Genomic DNA, 16,154 nt, shown 5'->3' with positions numbered 1-16,154 from the left:
CGGAAGGAGGTATTTAAATGCATTACCGCTTATTCTGGAACAATTATAAGTACTTTCCATATGAAAAAGAGATGGCTATAAAAGAAGTTGAGGCATTGTTAAATCCTCAAGAAATTTATTCAGAAAACGATACATTAAATATTGAACTAGATGAAACAGATTCTTTAAGAGAAAAGATAAAAAAACTTACTTATTTTTCTAAGGTAGAGTCAGATAGTGAAACAATAATTCCTTCTCAAGCGAGAGTTGAACAAACTATAGGTAATTCTACAAATAGTAGACAAGCTACAAGATATTCAGCACACGGTATTCATGAGTATAAAGGTAAATTTAATCCTCAGGTGGTCAAGTCTCTTTTGAATATTTTTAATGTGAATGAGAATTGTAATGTAATTGACCCGTTTTCTGGGAGCGGAACAACTTTACTTGAATGTTCGCTTCAAAACATAAATGCTATTGGCTTAGATATTAATCCTTTAGCCGTATTCATTGCTAATGCGAAACAAACAGCAATATCACATTCTGCATATAATATTGCTGAAGTAGGTAATAAAATTATTAGAGACTTTCATCGGGGCAATAAAATATTTGAATTACCAACAAATTTAACTGAGCGTGAGGAATATTTATTCAAGTGGTTTCCAGAAGAAATATTTTTTGAAATTGAATTTTTAAGGAAAAGTATAAATTTTAACGCTGGTCCATTAAAGAATATATTCCTAGTTCTACTAAGTAATCTTATACGTGAATATTCTTTACAAGAGCCTGCTGATTTAAGGATTAGAAGACGTAAATCACCTTTTCCTGAAGAATTGCTAATAGACGAATATGAGTTATCTATAGATAAGTTTGTTAATAACATGATATATTCTCAAAAAATAACCGGTTTAAAAGTGAAGAAAAATAAAGCAATAAATTATGATTCAAGAAACTTAGGAGTACAAGAAGGGGGTGTATTAGATTTAAATTATTTTGATGCAGGAATTACAAGTCCTCCTTATGCCACGGCTTTACCATATATCGATACACAACGTCTTAGCCTAGTGTGGTTAGGGCTAATACCACCTAATGAAATTATGCCTTTAGAAGGTAATCTTATAGGGAGTAGGGAGTTCAAAAAGTCTATAAAAACAGAGTGGCAAGAAAAGATGTTAAATAATGCTTCACAGATTCCTGAATCGCTATTTATGTTCTGTAATACGCTACAAAATGCATTAAGTGAGTCAGACGGGTTTCGTAGACAAGCAGTCCCCCAACTTTTATATAGATATTTTGCAGATATGATGTTAATGTTTAAAAACCTGCTACCTTACTTTAAAAAAAATGCACCGTATGCATTAATTGTTGGGCATAACCATACTACCTTAGGGGGAAAGAGATTTGATATTAATACTCCAAAACTCCTCGTTGAAATAGCAGTATCTGTCGGGTGGATTCATGATGAGAGTGTAGAACTGCAAACCTACAAAAGGTATGGTATTCATCATAAAAATGCTGTAAATAATGAAACTTTAATTATTCTGAGGAAGCCTTAAACAATAGCTGGCATAGTATCTGAACAATACCAGCTATTATTTTGCTTAAAGAGCCTGTTTCAAAATGTACTCTAGTGGGTTGAAAAATAAAAATACACCCGTAGCGAAAAATGGTAAAATGGAAGCATACCTACAACCATTAAGCCTGCGCGAGGTGCATTTTCATGGACTTGCAGCTTGAATCCCTGCCACTACTATAACACACTCGGATTTGATGCGGAACTTGATTGATTATATCGATCATGTGGATGATCAACTGTGCAGGAGATTTAACACTTTTTGAACAGGCTCTTAAAAGGTAACCCCAATAATCCTTCCGAATTCGTCATTAGGAATATATCCATATCTTTTTCCTTTATTACCAATAAAACTTACTGCATAAGGGTCAAGTTGGGTATACTCTGGGGCACCTTGTTTAATTATTCTTAGTTCATAATCAGAGTCGCCAATGCGTGTTATTGCTGCTATATCGTTACTTCCTGCTACACCAGTGTATCTTAATTTCCCAGTTCCAAGTCTAAAATCAAAGTTATTTTCAGCCTCAAAGGTAACTCTACATTGGGTATCTGTATAATTGATGTCAATATAATTCATATTTATTAAACTAGAATAGGTTGCTTTTGTTCCACGTCGATTTCGAATAGTTAAAGGTGGGAAAAAGTCATAACTGTCTTTACTTAGCCAGAAATACTGTGTTCCTTGACCAGCAGTAGTGCCTGGGGTAGCTTGTATTCTGGCAGTGTCAGCGTGACCTAGAGTAACAATTAAAGTAACTCTCTCTGTTTCATCTAAAGTCAAGTTTGTTGTGCGTTCATCATACAATAAATTCCAGGCAGGAGATGTGTCTGTAGCGTTAGTCATATTATGAATATGCCAGTTCTGATTCAGCATCTCACCTATCATTTCATTCCACGAAAATCCCATTGATTGAGTAGTATTATTGTCTAAAAGAAGAGAAGCTTCAATATTTTGGGACATGCCAGGTCCAGTGAAATTACCAGATGAAACTATTAAAGATTCTCCTAAATTGTTACTTGCACCATATAATTTTGCATGTAATATTCGTTTTCTATTAATAACATGTACCTCTACACCTCTATTTAGTAACTCTTCAACAACTTGCCTACTAGAAAGTCTTTGTGAGGTGCTTCCTCCTAAGATTGCAACAACTCTTCCCCCTTGATTTATGTGTTCTGTAAAAGTTTCATAAAATCTAACTCCACCATTATAGTTTGAAAATCCAGATATTAAATACAGGATTCCTTCTCCAGGAGTATGGTTAGATACCCATACATTTTCTAACATTCCTATTAATCCTTGTGGTCTTCCAGTAGCATAAATGTTTGGATGTAAAGAGAAAAAATTCAACAGTACTCCCCCTTAGTTCATGAGTTCTATATCTACATAAATATTACCATATATCTTCCTTTTAAAGTTTACCAACTGTTATTGACGCAATGAATATATTTTAACATGAAATCGGAATATGGATAACTTGTTAATAATATTATGATACGACAGTTTGTAATATGAAGTGCGACACCTACTAGAAATAAATAAACAAAGGGCCCATGGCCGGATTCGTGTAGAATGAGAGTTCCTACACCCACATTCACACAAGGAGAATCCGCCATGAGCTACACACATCGTAGCATAATCGAGCGAGGCAAGCTAGAAATCCTCCACCAACAGGGGGAAAGTGCCAGAGCCATTGCCAGGGAACTGGGCAGACCCCACCCCATTAGCCTGGAACTCCGTCGAAACGCAGCACAGGAGCCTTACCAGGCAGAGGCGTCTCAGGAGAGCTACGTCCAGCGTCGTAAGGCCTCCATGGAGACAAGGGACGTTATTGCGGCTAAGACTTTCCGATGATGCGAAGTTTGGTGTTACGACCGTTTATACGGATGTGGCATTTGGGTCGACTAGCCATGGCAATATGGTCAAGGCAGGATTTAACATGGCGTTTCTCAATACGTTTTGGATGAAGAGGCAAACTTTGTCGTTGCCGAAGCCCCCCCAACCGAGGTGAACCGTATCACAAGTAGGGCGAAATTGCTGTTTAGCCGTTCAAAGATGCGGAAATGATTCTGGCAATAGCGACAATTGTCTATTCCCCTATGTACGCAAGAAGGCAGGATTGGGGAGTGCCCTTATCCTGCCTTCTTGCGTGTTATGTATTTTTCTACTGCACTAAACTATCCAAATTCCTGCTGCAATTTATTCCTCAGAACATACAGCATGATACCTCCAACAAGGAACGCGACGGCATCCGCAATGACAAGTGACCAGACCACTCCGTGGGAGCCATTCATACGATTGGCAATAAACAACACAGGAATCAGGGTATCCCTTGAATAACAGACATAATAAACGCGGCGGCTCCTTGCGCTGTTGCCTGGAAGATCCCCGTACACAACGTGATCATTCATGTAATGAACAAGGATAAGAACGTCACTTGCAAAATGTAGCTGCCCATTTCAATTAATTGCGGGTCATTCGTAAATAAACCAATTAAATGGCCGGGAATTAGATAGACGATGACGCCGAACACGACGGCTAACGCCACAATCGGGTTGTTCGAACTGATGGAGACCGACAAGGCGTTCGAGTTCGGCTTGAAGCTGATTCTTCTGCTCGGGAGTGAGCAGGTGATAAAGGAGCAGGCGAAGTAGAAGGTTATGAGGGCCAACCCAACGTTGCCAAGGCCTTGGACGTCCTCCCGCTTCAAGAAAGACGATATAACCGCTATCACCCAAGCGGTGGTAGTCGAAAAATTTCAATGTCCTGTTTGAGCCGATTTTAAGCTAACGGGCAGAATACGATATGGGAAGATAATGTGAAGAGGGCCATCCGCAAAAGGATGGCCACCGTTACAGACAGCGCGGAGAACCGTACCACAAAGGCGGGAGACTTTGTCTATTGTACTTTAATATGTAAGAAGGGAGCGGGATGATATATAATATTCCATAGAAATGATATCTGATGAGTACAGAATTTTATTGAATTTATGTTGGCGGGGGGCAGGTATGGGCATGAGAGTAAAATTAGAAGGAATCACTGTTTTGGCGCTTGATGTTCCTAGATTGACTAGCTTTTATCGTGATGTCCTGGGATTTAAGGTTATTATTGAAGAAGGACATTACACTGAATTTGAGAATGATGGCGTTCGTCTAGCCATTTTCGCGGCACCATTAATGGCAGATAACACAAACGGTCACCATTCTTTTGTAGAAGAGCGTAAAGGGCAAGCTTTTGAGCTTAACTTCGAATGTGCTTCTCCTGAGGATGTCTATGTTATGTATGATGATTTTGTTTCAAAAGGGGCTACAGGGATAACAGCGCCGAAGGTGACGTCCTGGGGGCACACCACGGGCTTCTTTGCAGATCCAGAAGGCAACATTCATTCCCTCTTTGCAGTTAACCCTGTTACGGCTGAGAATGCCTAAGAAGTACATCCCAAGAAATTGTCAGAGCTAAAAAGCACGGTCCGCAACTCTATTCACATTATGAACAAAATCAGCAAAATGGACTCGAATAAAATTGGAGGATGAGATGAAAAATGATTAACAAGGCAGTCTCTATGAGAAAAAGGAGGGAAATTTCATGAAATTTAAATCGACGCTTCAACTCAGCAAGAAAACAGCGACCGGCATTGAAGTCCCGGACGAAATCGTAGAGGGACTCGGAGGAGGCAAGAAGCCGCCTGTTAAAGTAACGATCCGCTCTTATACCTATCGCAGCACGATTGCGTCGATGGGCGGTAAATTCATGCTTCCTGTCAGCAAGGAGAATCGCGAAGGGGCAGGCATTCAGGCAGGGGATGAAATCGAGGTCGAACTTGAGCTGGACACTGCGCCGCGTGAGTTAAGCGTGCCAGATGATTTTACGGAAGCGCTCCATCGTCATGAGGAGGCCCGGCAGTTTTTTGAAGGCTTGTCTTACAGCAACAAGCGCCGGTTTGTATTGAATATCGAGGGTGCGAAGAGTGCTGAAACCAGGCAGCGGCGTATTGAGAAGTCCGTCGAATTGCTGCGCGAAGGCAAACTTCAATAATGATGTTAGACAGGAGGGCGTCCAATGGGGCGCCTTTACTTTTCGCTTCAGAATGATACGAATGCCACTGCAGGAGTTGGTTGCTACCAGCTCCTTTAGCATTTTTTGTCGATATACCGGTTAAGCCGAACCCTACCATCAGTAACTGTGAAACCTGTTGATAAAATCTGTTATAATATCGAAACCAAGATGGGGAGTGAATTTACTCTAACGTGAGGATGAGTTGCATATGAAAATTTTATTAGTCGAAGATGATAAGACGATCGCGTCGGGACTGGAATATTCGCTGCTGCAAGATGGTTATCAGGCCGTTCTCTGCCAAGATGTCGCTTCAGCCAAAAAGGTGCTCGCCGAAGACATCGATCAGTTCACTTTATGCTTGTTCGATTTACAGCTTCCGGATGGAAACGGTTATGAGTTGTGCAAGATGGTGAAGGAGCGGCGAGACATGCCGGTCATCTTCTTAACGGTGATCGACGATGAGGTCAATGTCGTGATGGGACTCGACATGGGAGCCGATGATTACATTACCAAACCTTTTCGAGTACGTGAGCTTCTCTCCCGGATCAAGTCCGTCTTGCGGAGATACCAGAAGCCGTCCCACGCCGGAGCGATCATCGACATCGACAATGTTCGAATCCATACGCTGGAAGGCAAAGTGTATAAAAACGGTGCCGAAATTCCGCTAACCGCCTTGGAATATCGCTTATTGCTGATCTTCGGCAACCACATTGGACAGGTCCTCACAAGGAATCAGCTTTTAGAGCAAATCTGGGACGTGGCTGGCGACTTCGTGAATGACAATACGTTAACGGTGTATATCAAAAGGCTGAGAGAAAAGCTGGAGGATGATCCAGAGCAGCCGACTTTGATCAAAACGATACGCGGTTTAGGCTATAAGGTCGGTGATTAGATGCTGCGCAATCGGGAAATTCAAATGTTATTACTCGTCATGGGCTCGATCAGCTTAACGGCGGTCGTCGTCGCTGCGTTCATTTCGTCCGTCGCCGCGGCATTCGTTTTTATTGTATCCATGCTGCTTATGGGCACGAGTTTGTTATTCACGAGGTGGAGATACCGCGAATTAGCGAAGCTCTCCGTCTATTTGCGGGAAATAAGCAACGGCAATGATTCCCTTGACGTTCGCGATAACCAGGAAGGCGAGCTAAGCATTTTAAAGAATGATATTTACAAAGTAACGCTCATGCTATCGGAGCACCGGTCGCTATTGCAGCGGGACAAAATGCAACTGACGGATGCCATATCCGATATTTCACATCAGCTCAAAACGCCGCTCACCTCCATGACGGTGATGGCTGATTTGTTAAGCGCCCCTGACCTGCCTCCGGACAAAAGAACGGAGTTCACCCATCATATTCGCATCCAGCTTGAACGCATCGATTGGCTTGTTTCTTCCTTATTAAGGCTATCGAAAGTTGATGCGAAGTCCATCCAATTCAAAAAAGATCGAATAGCCATAAAGAACCTTATCCAAAAGGCATTAGAGCCGGTTATGATTCCGATGGATATTAAGGGACAGACGGTTTCCATCGCGGGCGATGATCATGTCTCTTTTGTCGGAGATTTCAGTTGGACTGCTGAAGCGGTCATCAATATTTTAAAAAACAGCGTGGAGCATACGCCTGAAGGCGGAGTGATCCTCATCACATTTTCCGAAAACGCGCTATTCACAGAAATCGTCATTGCTGACAACGGAAAAGGCATTCCGAAAGAAGATTTGCCTTATATTTTCAAACGTTTTTACAAAGGAAAGAACGCCAGCGAAGGGAGCATCGGTATAGGGCTTGCGATGGCTCACAGCATCATTGCCAGCCAGAACGGCGTGATCGATGTGACGAGCGACAGCGAGAAGGGTACGCAATTTCGGATTAAATTTTATAAGCATGTGATTTAACGGCACTCCGTAAGTGACTGAATTGTCACCTCCATCGTCACTGGAAAGTCATTTTGGACAGATAAAATGATATTCATCAGATGAACGATGGAGGTAAGAGCATGCATTTGAAGCAACAGCGTAAGACTATTTATGCAATCACTATATTCTATACCCTTTTAATTATTTATTTTTGGTTTTTCGCTTTCGGCAGAACGGATAGTGTAGATCAAATCAGCGAGTACACCTTTATTTTTTTGCCGGACGCTTTTTTTAGGGTGCCGGGTCTATCCGATATTCTACATCCCACGCTGATGGATTTTGTGGATCTCGGGAACATCGCAGCCTTTATCCCTTTTGGCATATTGATTCCGTTGTTATATCGAACCAGCTTTGTTCGCTTTATGACTCTGTTCATCCTGTCCATTCTTGTGGTGGAGACCATTCAGGCACTAACTTTCCTCGGCAGCTTTGATATTAACGACGTCATCCAGAACTCATTGGGTGCTGCCATCGGATTCGGGGCGTACAAGCTTGGCTTTCGTACAAAAAACAACTGGAGAAATATTACTGTCACGGGTATTTCCAGTGCTGTCTTGATGCTCGGCGTGTGGGGGGTCTTCGGGATGATTGACCAAATGTTCACCAAAGAAATTGGCCCCTTTGTGGCGATAAACGATTTGAAGGATAGTACCGGGAATACAATAACGGGAACCAAACCGAGCAGTCTTAAGATTGGCGGTCAAGACGTGGAACCCCAATATAATGTGTACGGCATCGAAGGTAACAAGCAGGAAACGTACACGTATACGTTAGGCAATAAGGAGTTATATCTTAGCTTGAATTATGGAATTCCCGATCAGAAGGATTTCCAGGGCAGCATCAAGGTTACCGTTGACGGGCAGGAGTTCCTGTCCGTATCCGCTGAAGATCAACTCCATGAGCCGGATATGAGGATCATTTATCTCCCCCAGGCAAATGAGCTTACGATAATCATTGAGGGGAATGAAACCCTATGGGATGTTGGATTTAGAGAGATGGTATATACCTGGAATTGAGCATTTAGGGAAGGGGGTATAACAATGGAAATTTTAAAAATTGAGCATCTGTCTAAAGTATACGGCACAGGCGAATCGGCGGTGAAGGCGCTTGATGATGTTTCCTTTTCGGTCCAAAAAGGCGAATTCGTCGCGATTATCGGCCCGTCCGGATCGGGGAAATCGACGCTCCTTCATATGCTGGGCGGTGTGGATCGTCCGACTGGCGGGAAAGTTTATGTTCAGGATACGGACATGTATGCCTTGAATGAAACGCAGCTGGCCATCTTCAGGCGCAGGCAAATCGGCCTGATCTACCAGTTTTTCAATCTGATTCCCGTTCTTACGGTGGAAGAGAATATTACGCTGCCGCTCTTGCTGGATCGCCAAAAGATAGATCAAAAGCAATTAGCTGGCCTAGTGAATACGTTGAATTTGCAGCATCGATTAAATCACCTGCCGAATCAGCTATCCGGCGGACAGCAGCAACGTGTCTCGATCGGCAGAGCGCTCATCGGCAATCCTGCGATTATGCTGGCTGACGAACCGACCGGGAATCTGGACAGCAAGAATAGCAGTGACATCATCGACTTATTAAAAATGCTGAATAAGACCTATCATCAGACGCTGATCGTGATCACGCACGACGAACGAATCGCCTTGCAAGCCGACAGGATCATTTCGATTGAAGACGGGAGGATTGCCAAAGACGAGGTGATAAGGCGATGAATATTGTCAATACATTAACCATCCGGCATCTGAAGCAGAACAAGAGACGAACGCTTGTGACCATCATCGGCGTCATCATTTCGGTTGCCATGGTGACCGCTGTCGCTACGCTTGTTTTTTCCTTTGCGGATTTAATGATCAGACAAACCATCGCGGATACAGGGGAGTGGCATGTCCAATATCAAGATGTAACCAAAGAACAGCTTGCGGCGATACAGGGCGATGACGCAACCAAAACCGTTGCGATCACAAGAGACCTTGGCTATGCCTCATTAGAAGGGGGACAAAATCCCAATAAGCCGTACTTGTTCATCAAGGAATATGATGCGTTAGGTTTCGCACAATTTCAGGTTGAGCTAAGCAAGGGGCGTCTTCCGCATACGGACAAGGAAGTCGTGATCTCCGAGCCTGTTGCAACGAACGCCAAAGTGAAGTACGAAATCGGAGATCGTCTAACCCTTCGTGTCGGCGAACGATTCGAACAAGGGGGCGGTCTTGCCCTGGATCAGACCGAATCGCTGCGTAGGGAAGACGGCATATTGACCGAAACGTTGCAGCATATCAAGATAAGGGATTATACGGTGGTAGGCTTCATCAAGCGTCCCGTATGGGAAACGCCTTGGGCTCCGGGCTATACGATCATTAGCTATGTCGATGATCATATCATCGGGCGAAATGGTCGAGTCGATGCGTCGGTGGTCTTGCAGCATGTCAATCCGTCTTTGTTCGCTCATGCGGAGGATTTGGCTAAGAACAACCAAATTGAAACAGTCCAATATAATAACGATTTGCTTCATTATTACGGCTTGTCCAAAAGCGAAGCCTCGTACAGCATGATGTTCTCATTATCGGCGATCATTATGGTGGTTATTATGATTGGTTCGGTTTCGCTCATCTATAACGCTTTTGCGATATCCGTCTCGGAACGTTCCCGCCATTTAGGGATGCTCGCGAGCGTGGGGGCTACGAAAAGGCAGAAGCGAAATTCAGTGCTTTTTGAAGGGTTCGTCATTGGCTTGATCAGCATTCCCATTGGCATCCTATGCGGTCTTGCCGGGATCGGGATCACCTTTTGGTTCATGAACACGATGATTGAAGGGGCATTATGGACCAGTGAAAAGCTGAGGCTCATCGTCACGCCGTTATCGCTCTTGATTGCTTGTCTTGTTTCGATGCTGACGATTTTCGTTTCGGCGTATCTTCCGGCGATCAAAGCATCCAAGGCATCTGCTATGGATGCGATTCGCCAAACTACCGATGTAAAGCTTACGGCCAAAGCTGTAAAGACGTCGAAGTTCATTCGTAAGCTCTTCGGGATTGAAGCGGAAATCGGGCTGAAAAACTTGAAAAGGAACAAACGGAGATATCATGCCATTGTATTCTCGCTTGTCATCAGCATTGTTTTGGTTTTGACGGTATCGTTTTTTACGACTGGCATGACCCGATCCCTGGAAATGTCGCGGGAAGGCGTCAATTACGATATTGAAGTATCGTACAGCAGTGGACAAAGAATAGATGACAGGTTGATGCAATCGATCGTATCCCTGGATGGCGTCACTGAATACAACGTGATTCACGAGTTATCTGGGAACGCTTGGATCGATACAGCGATCATCGCCGATGAATTGCAAGAGCAGATTAAGCAGGATCAGAGCATGCTGCAAGACGGGAAATACCCTTACGATATTAAAATCCATGCCTTAAACGATTCGAGTCTGCAAGCCTATGCCAGAGCAGTTGGCGCAAATTACGAACAGCTTACGGATCCGGATCATCCCGCTGCGATCGTGATGGATACGCTTCATTACCAAGAGATGGGCACGGGGAAATATGTTCAGACGAAGGCCATATATACGAATATCGGTCAAAGTATTGAGCTAACGAGCTTCTATAAAGAGAATGGGGAAGAAACAAAGGCAAACAAAGTGATCGTTGCGGCATTGACGGATCAAGCCCCGATGGGGATGAACCCGACAGGCTTAGGCGGGTTAAATATGATCGTGTCGGAACGCGTCTTGAATCGACTGGCAGACGACGAGGACCTGGCTAACGCTTCGACGTATCTCCATTTGAAAAGCACAGAACCGCTGAGAACGCAGCAGGAAATTGAAGAGATGCATGAGACCAATCTGAATGTCTACAATGTATATCAATCCAGAAAAAACGAAGAACAACAGATTCTATTGATGTCCGTCTTTTCTTACGGTTTTATCGTATTAATCTCTGCGATTTCCATTGCGAACATTTTTAATACGATCTCGACGGGGCTGGCTCTTCGCAAACGGGAATTTGCGATGCTGAAATCCGTAGGTATGACACCAAAAGGCTTTGCGAAAATGATGAACTATGAAAGTATTTTTTATGGGGTCAAGTCGCTGCTCTTCGGGCTTCCCGTTAGTTTCGTCGTGATGGTTCTGATCTATAGAGCATTTGCGAACAAATTCAGCTACGGGTTCACTCTGCCTTGGATGAGCATTCTGTCTGTCATTGTCGCCGTATTTGTCATTGTCAGTTCCGCGATTGTTTATTCTGGCGCGAAAGTAAAAAAGGAAAATATTATTGATACATTGAAGCAAGAGAATATATGATAGCCATCGGTCCTGGCTTGGCTGAAGTCAGGGCCGTGCTCATTAGCTATTAATCAATTCCATTGACAATTCGCATAATTATCCATCCGTGTCTGGATCAATTGCGTAAGAGGTGTCTAAAGACATCAAAGCATTGGAAAAGTCCAGCAGAAGAGCAAGACGATGTATATGAAGGATATCGCTAAAAAAGGCAGGATTGGGGAGTACCTTATCCTGCCTTTTTGCGTGTTATATGTTTTTTTCTACTGCACTAAACTATCCAATTCCGGCTGCAATTTGTTCCGCAGAACATACAGCATGATGGCCCCGACAAGGAACGCGACCGCATCCGCAATGACAAGTGACCAGACCACTCCGTGGAAGCCGTTCATTCGATTGGCGATAAATAACACAGGAATCAGCGTAATTCCTTGAATAATGGACATGATAAAAGCGGCGCTTCCTTGCGCTGTCGCCTGGAAGATCCCCGTAAACAACGCGGTCGTTCCTGAAATGAACAGGGATAAAAACGTCACATGCAGAATATAGCTGCCCATTTCAATTAGTTGCGGGTCATTCGTAAATAAACCGATTAAGTGGTCGGAAATCAGATAGACGATGATACCAAACACGACAGCTAACGCCACAATCGTTTTGATCGTGAACCCAATAGTTTGTTTCATTCTTAATTTATTCGCTGTAAAAGTGAAGGCAATCAACGGCACGACTCCCTCGCATAAGCCCATCAGAATAAATTCAGGAAACTGCAATAAACGGGATGAAATTCCGTAGGCTGCTGTGGCCTGCTCCCCATATTCAACAAGGAAATAGTTCAAGATAAGCGACATTGCGCCCAAGAAGATACTCATAATAAAGACAGGAACTCCGATTTTGAATACATTGCTCAGAATATCTTTGGTCGCCTTGAACCATTTTACGGAGACGGTTAAGAATGGGCTCTTATACCCCATATGGAAGGCGTAGAATGCACTCGCCACCAAGTTAGAAATGACTGTAGCAGATGCAACACCAATGACATCCCCATGCAAGACGAAAATGACCAGCACATCGAGAATAATATTCACGACAACACTGAGAATCATACCGATCATCGACGTCATAGCTGCACCCTCCGAGCGCACGATATTCTCCAGCGTGAAAAATAAGATGACGATTGGTGAGCCGATAAGCATAATCGTGACATAATCCTTCGTGAATCCGTAAGAATCAGGTGTTGCCCCCAGGCCATGAACAATGGGATCGATCAATGGGAGACCGACGGCTACCAGGATAAGACCAAGAACTAAACTGCTGTAAAAGGCGAATGAAGATACATGCTTTACATCATCATATTTGTTCTCTCCCAGCAAACGGGAGATGAATGTGCCGCTGCCCATGCCAATCAAGCTGCCCAGCGCCATTATGGCCGCGAATAAAGGCAGAGTTAGTGTGAGTGCGGTTAACATGGCGGTATTGTGGAGTGTACCAAGGAAATAGGCATTCAAAATAGAATAGATGACATTCATTGACGAGCCTAACATCATCGGTACAGCGAAATGAGCAACAGCCTTTGCGACAGGCGCTTTTTCAAAGTAATAGAGGTTTTCTGTATCCATGTGGATCACTGCTTTCTTCATTTATTTTGGCTCTCAGTCTAACCATGCCGGGCTCAGCCTTACATCGTTAGTTTGAACCTTACAGTGTTAGATGGTATCATGAGCTTAGAAAGCTGTAAAGCATAAACTTACACTGTTAGATAAAAGGGCGGATACCGATGAAAAAACAGCAGCCTCAGATTTCGGAGGATAAGATTCTTGAAGCTTCTTGGGAGCTTCTGGGGGAGGGAGGGATCGAGAAATTTAGCATGAGACGACTGGCCGACCGGCTGGGGATTCAGGCTCCCTCTCTGTACTGGTACTTCAAGAGCAAGCAGAATCTCTACCAGCGTCTGGCTAATCAGATCTCAAAAATCATTCTGGAGGAGTTCCACTCCGAGGGGGACTGGAAGGAGCAGCTGACAGGACTTGCGGTAACGGTACGGAGCGTGCTCAGCCGATATCCCTGCTCCACGCAGCTCATGATGATGACGCTGCCCCACGAACCGGACATCATTCGCTTCACCAATCGTATGCTGCTCTGCGTGGAATCGACGCCGCTTGAGCAAGAGCAGAAAATGCAAGTGGTTACTACGCTTGTGAACTATGTCTTCTACTTCGTTCTGGATCATTATCAGCATGAGCGCAGTGTCTCCGCTATCCTTAAGGATCAGGGAGCGGAGGCGCTTCCTGGCGAGGAGATGATTCGCCTGCTGGACTCCATGAGCGAGAAGGATGCGGGGCTGTTCCGGAGGATGTTCACGAATGGGCTGTTCGAGCTGATGGGGACCGACAGGGCGTTTGAGTTCGGCTTGAAGCTGATTCTGTTGGGGATTGAGCAGGTGATAAAGGATAAACAATGACATACAGCTGTCATATTTTATAAATTATACTACATGTATAACAATCCAGGAGGTATTGCTTTATGTCAGCTGTTGCATATTTAAACTTTGATGGAATTGCAGAACAAGCGATTGAATTTTATGCGGAGGCTTTAAACGCAACGGAGGTAAAAAAAGTTAAATTTAAAGATTTCCCGCAAGATCCAAACTACCCGTTGCCAGAAAATGAGTTAAATATGATCATGGAGTCTTCAATCGAATTCGCAGGCGGGAAAATCATGATGTCGGATCTTCTACCTTCGATGAAGAGTGTAACGGGCGAGCTGGTTAAAGGCAACAATATACTGATTAGTCTCGTTAATGATGATAAACAGACACTGGAAAATTACTTTTCTAATTTGTCTGTAGGTGGTTATGTTATCATGCCGTTATCCAATATGCCTTGGTCTTCGTGTTTTGGAATGCTGGTTGATAAGTTTGGGGTCTCCTGGAAATTTAATAGTGATGCAGATAAGTTTCTTGATAATGTAATTTCAAACAAACAGTAACTTACTCCAAAAAAATGGTCTTGCAGCTGAAGACCATTTTTTTATGCCCCATTTTTCTTAAAAAGGTACGCAAACCAAGGAGGCACTATTTATGAAAAATATTCACTCTTCATTTATCTTTTTTCTGGCTTTAGGTATATTTGGCATCATTACAACTGAAATGGGCATTATCGGTGTTCTTCCCCAAGTCACTCAAAAATTTCACATAACGCCTTCGCAGGCCGGGTACCTTGTAAGTGCATTTGCTTTAATTGTTGCTATTTCAGGTCCATTTCTGACAATACTCGCTTCCGGCATTAATCGAAAAGTTATTTTACTTCCCGCTATCCTTATGTTTGCTATCTCTAATATTGTTTATGCCTATACTACCAAGTTCGAGGTTATGCTGGCTTTCCGGATTGTTCCTGCTTTTTTTCATCCTATCTTTTTTTCGATTGCGCTTGCGACCACTGCCAGCCTTGTAACTCCTGAAAGGATCGGTAAAGCGGTTACCCAAGTTTTGGCCGGGGTAACAGTCGGATTCGCTTTTGGTGTGCCGATTACATCCTATCTCGCCACAAAAGTTTCACTAGAAGCTGCTTTCCTGTTTGGAGCTATTGTGAGCGTGATTGCCTTTATAGGCATACTTGTCTGGCTTCCTTCTATGCACGTTAAGGACAGAATGTCTTTCGGCAAGCAGCTCGGCATATTGCGCAAACCTCAATTGTGGTTAACGCTCTTGATCGTTGTGATGATCTTTACAGCTATGAGTTCAGTTTATAGCTACTTTGCCGAATATCTTGGGAAAGTTACCCATATGAGCGGTACATGGATTAGCATCATGTTGATGATCTTTGGTGTTACCATGATTGCAGGGAATTTTTTGTTCGGGTTCTTTGTGAATAAAAGCATGACAAAAACAGTCATCCTGTTTCCACTTGTATATGCGGTCATTTACTTATTCGCTTATTATTTTGGTTCTTATTTTTTGCCGATGGTGGTCATCGTATTTGTTTGGGGAGCTGTGCATTCCGGGGGACTTATTCTAAGTCAAGCCTTGTTGATGACTGATGCGAAAGAAGCTTCCGAATTCGGGAACAGTTTATTTGTTTCCTTTTCTAATGTTGGCATCACGGTAGGAACATGGATCGGTGGCTGGTTTATTTCTCAATTGGGCGCGCATCAGCTCATCTGGAGCGGTGTTATACTTTTGTTGCTTGCTTTCTTACTGATCATGATAAAAAGAGCAATTTCCAAATCCAATGTTGAGACAGTGGCAAATATATCGAGGACGAGATCAACAAGGTAAATCAGTAAAAAGGCCGACTTTTCGAAGTGCCTCGGCACCGAATCGTCAGCCTATCCGGGCCACTCC

Annotated in this window: 13 protein-coding genes and 3 pseudogenes; 13 read left to right on the top strand and 3 right to left on the bottom strand. The window is 43.6% G+C overall.

Annotated features, from left to right (window positions below; all coding sequences use genetic code 11):
• Window positions 1–17: 17 nt before the first annotated feature.
• Window positions 18–1,535, top strand: a complete 1,518-nt coding sequence (locus ACE41H_RS21780; protein WP_375357661.1) for a DNA methyltransferase — start codon at window positions 18–20, stop codon at window positions 1,533–1,535.
• 291 nt (window positions 1,536–1,826) lie between these two features.
• Here ACE41H_RS21780 and ACE41H_RS21775 read toward each other — a convergent pair whose 3' ends face one another.
• Window positions 1,827–2,903, bottom strand: a complete 1,077-nt coding sequence (locus ACE41H_RS21775) for a phospholipase D-like domain-containing protein (protein ID WP_375357660.1) — start codon at window positions 2,901–2,903, stop codon at window positions 1,827–1,829.
• 264 nt (window positions 2,904–3,167) lie between these two features.
• Between ACE41H_RS21775 and ACE41H_RS21770 the strand changes: the two are divergent.
• A pseudogene (locus tag ACE41H_RS21770) lies at window positions 3,168–3,368 on the top strand (helix-turn-helix domain-containing protein); the annotation flags it as partial.
• A 349-nt stretch (window positions 3,369–3,717) separates the two neighbouring features.
• Here the strand turns inward: ACE41H_RS21770 and ACE41H_RS21765 are convergent.
• Window positions 3,718–4,104: pseudogene (locus ACE41H_RS21765) on the bottom strand (MATE family efflux transporter); the annotation flags it as partial.
• On the opposite strand from ACE41H_RS21765, the pseudogene ACE41H_RS21760 reads away from it, so the two are divergent.
• From ACE41H_RS21760 to ACE41H_RS21725, 8 genes and pseudogenes are all read left to right on the top strand, one after another.
• A pseudogene (locus ACE41H_RS21760) lies at window positions 4,100–4,207 on the top strand (TetR/AcrR family transcriptional regulator); the annotation flags it as partial. The pseudogenes ACE41H_RS21765 and ACE41H_RS21760 overlap by 5 nt on opposite strands.
• 360 nt (window positions 4,208–4,567) lie before the next feature.
• A complete protein-coding gene (locus ACE41H_RS21755) occupies window positions 4,568–4,981 on the top strand; it encodes a VOC family protein (RefSeq protein WP_375357658.1) in 414 nt (137 codons plus the stop codon).
• A 157-nt stretch (window positions 4,982–5,138) separates the two neighbouring features.
• Entirely contained in the window at window positions 5,139–5,588 is a 450-nt protein-coding gene (locus ACE41H_RS21750) for a YdeI/OmpD-associated family protein (RefSeq protein ID WP_375357657.1), read from the top strand.
• Between the two features lie 229 nt (window positions 5,589–5,817).
• The gene (locus ACE41H_RS21745) at window positions 5,818–6,501 is read left to right on the top strand and encodes a response regulator transcription factor (RefSeq protein WP_375357656.1); all 684 of its coding nucleotides are present in this window, start codon (window positions 5,818–5,820) and stop codon (window positions 6,499–6,501) included.
• Window positions 6,502–7,503, top strand: a complete 1,002-nt coding sequence (locus ACE41H_RS21740; protein WP_375357655.1) for a sensor histidine kinase — start codon at window positions 6,502–6,504, stop codon at window positions 7,501–7,503.
• A 101-nt stretch (window positions 7,504–7,604) separates the two neighbouring features.
• Window positions 7,605–8,540 carry a VanZ family protein gene (locus ACE41H_RS21735; protein WP_375357654.1) on the top strand — a complete coding sequence of 312 codons (936 nt, stop codon included), beginning with the start codon at window positions 7,605–7,607 and terminating at the stop codon, window positions 8,538–8,540.
• A 24-nt stretch (window positions 8,541–8,564) separates the two neighbouring features.
• The gene (locus ACE41H_RS21730) at window positions 8,565–9,248 is read left to right on the top strand and encodes an ABC transporter ATP-binding protein (RefSeq protein WP_375357653.1); all 684 of its coding nucleotides are present in this window, start codon (window positions 8,565–8,567) and stop codon (window positions 9,246–9,248) included.
• On the top strand, window positions 9,245–11,836 hold the full coding sequence (locus tag ACE41H_RS21725) for an ABC transporter permease (RefSeq protein WP_375357652.1): 2,592 nt from the start codon (window positions 9,245–9,247) through the stop codon (window positions 11,834–11,836). The genes ACE41H_RS21730 and ACE41H_RS21725 overlap by 4 nt, the downstream gene beginning before the upstream one ends.
• 242 nt (window positions 11,837–12,078) lie before the next feature.
• Here the strand turns inward: ACE41H_RS21725 and ACE41H_RS21720 are convergent, their stop codons facing one another.
• Entirely contained in the window at window positions 12,079–13,431 is a 1,353-nt protein-coding gene (locus ACE41H_RS21720; protein ID WP_375357679.1) for an MATE family efflux transporter, read from the bottom strand.
• A 158-nt stretch (window positions 13,432–13,589) separates the two neighbouring features.
• On the opposite strand from ACE41H_RS21720, the gene ACE41H_RS21715 reads away from it, so the two are divergent.
• The 3 genes from ACE41H_RS21715 to ACE41H_RS21705 all read left to right on the top strand — a co-directional run bounded on the left by ACE41H_RS21715 (window position 13,590) and on the right by ACE41H_RS21705 (window position 16,088).
• On the top strand, window positions 13,590–14,273 hold the full coding sequence (locus ACE41H_RS21715; protein ID WP_375357651.1) for a TetR/AcrR family transcriptional regulator: 684 nt from the start codon (window positions 13,590–13,592) through the stop codon (window positions 14,271–14,273).
• Between the two features lie 62 nt (window positions 14,274–14,335).
• Window positions 14,336–14,800, top strand: a complete 465-nt coding sequence (locus tag ACE41H_RS21710; protein ID WP_375357650.1) for a VOC family protein — start codon at window positions 14,336–14,338, stop codon at window positions 14,798–14,800.
• A 91-nt stretch (window positions 14,801–14,891) separates the two neighbouring features.
• A complete protein-coding gene (locus ACE41H_RS21705; protein ID WP_375357649.1) occupies window positions 14,892–16,088 on the top strand; it encodes an MFS transporter in 1,197 nt (398 codons plus the stop codon).
• The last annotated feature ends 66 nt before the right edge of the window (window positions 16,089–16,154 follow it).

Source organism: Paenibacillus enshidis, from assembly GCF_042136365.1.
Taxonomy (GTDB): domain Bacteria; phylum Bacillota; class Bacilli; order Paenibacillales; family Paenibacillaceae; genus Paenibacillus; species Paenibacillus enshidis.
This window is presented reverse-complemented; position numbering and strand designations above follow the sequence as displayed.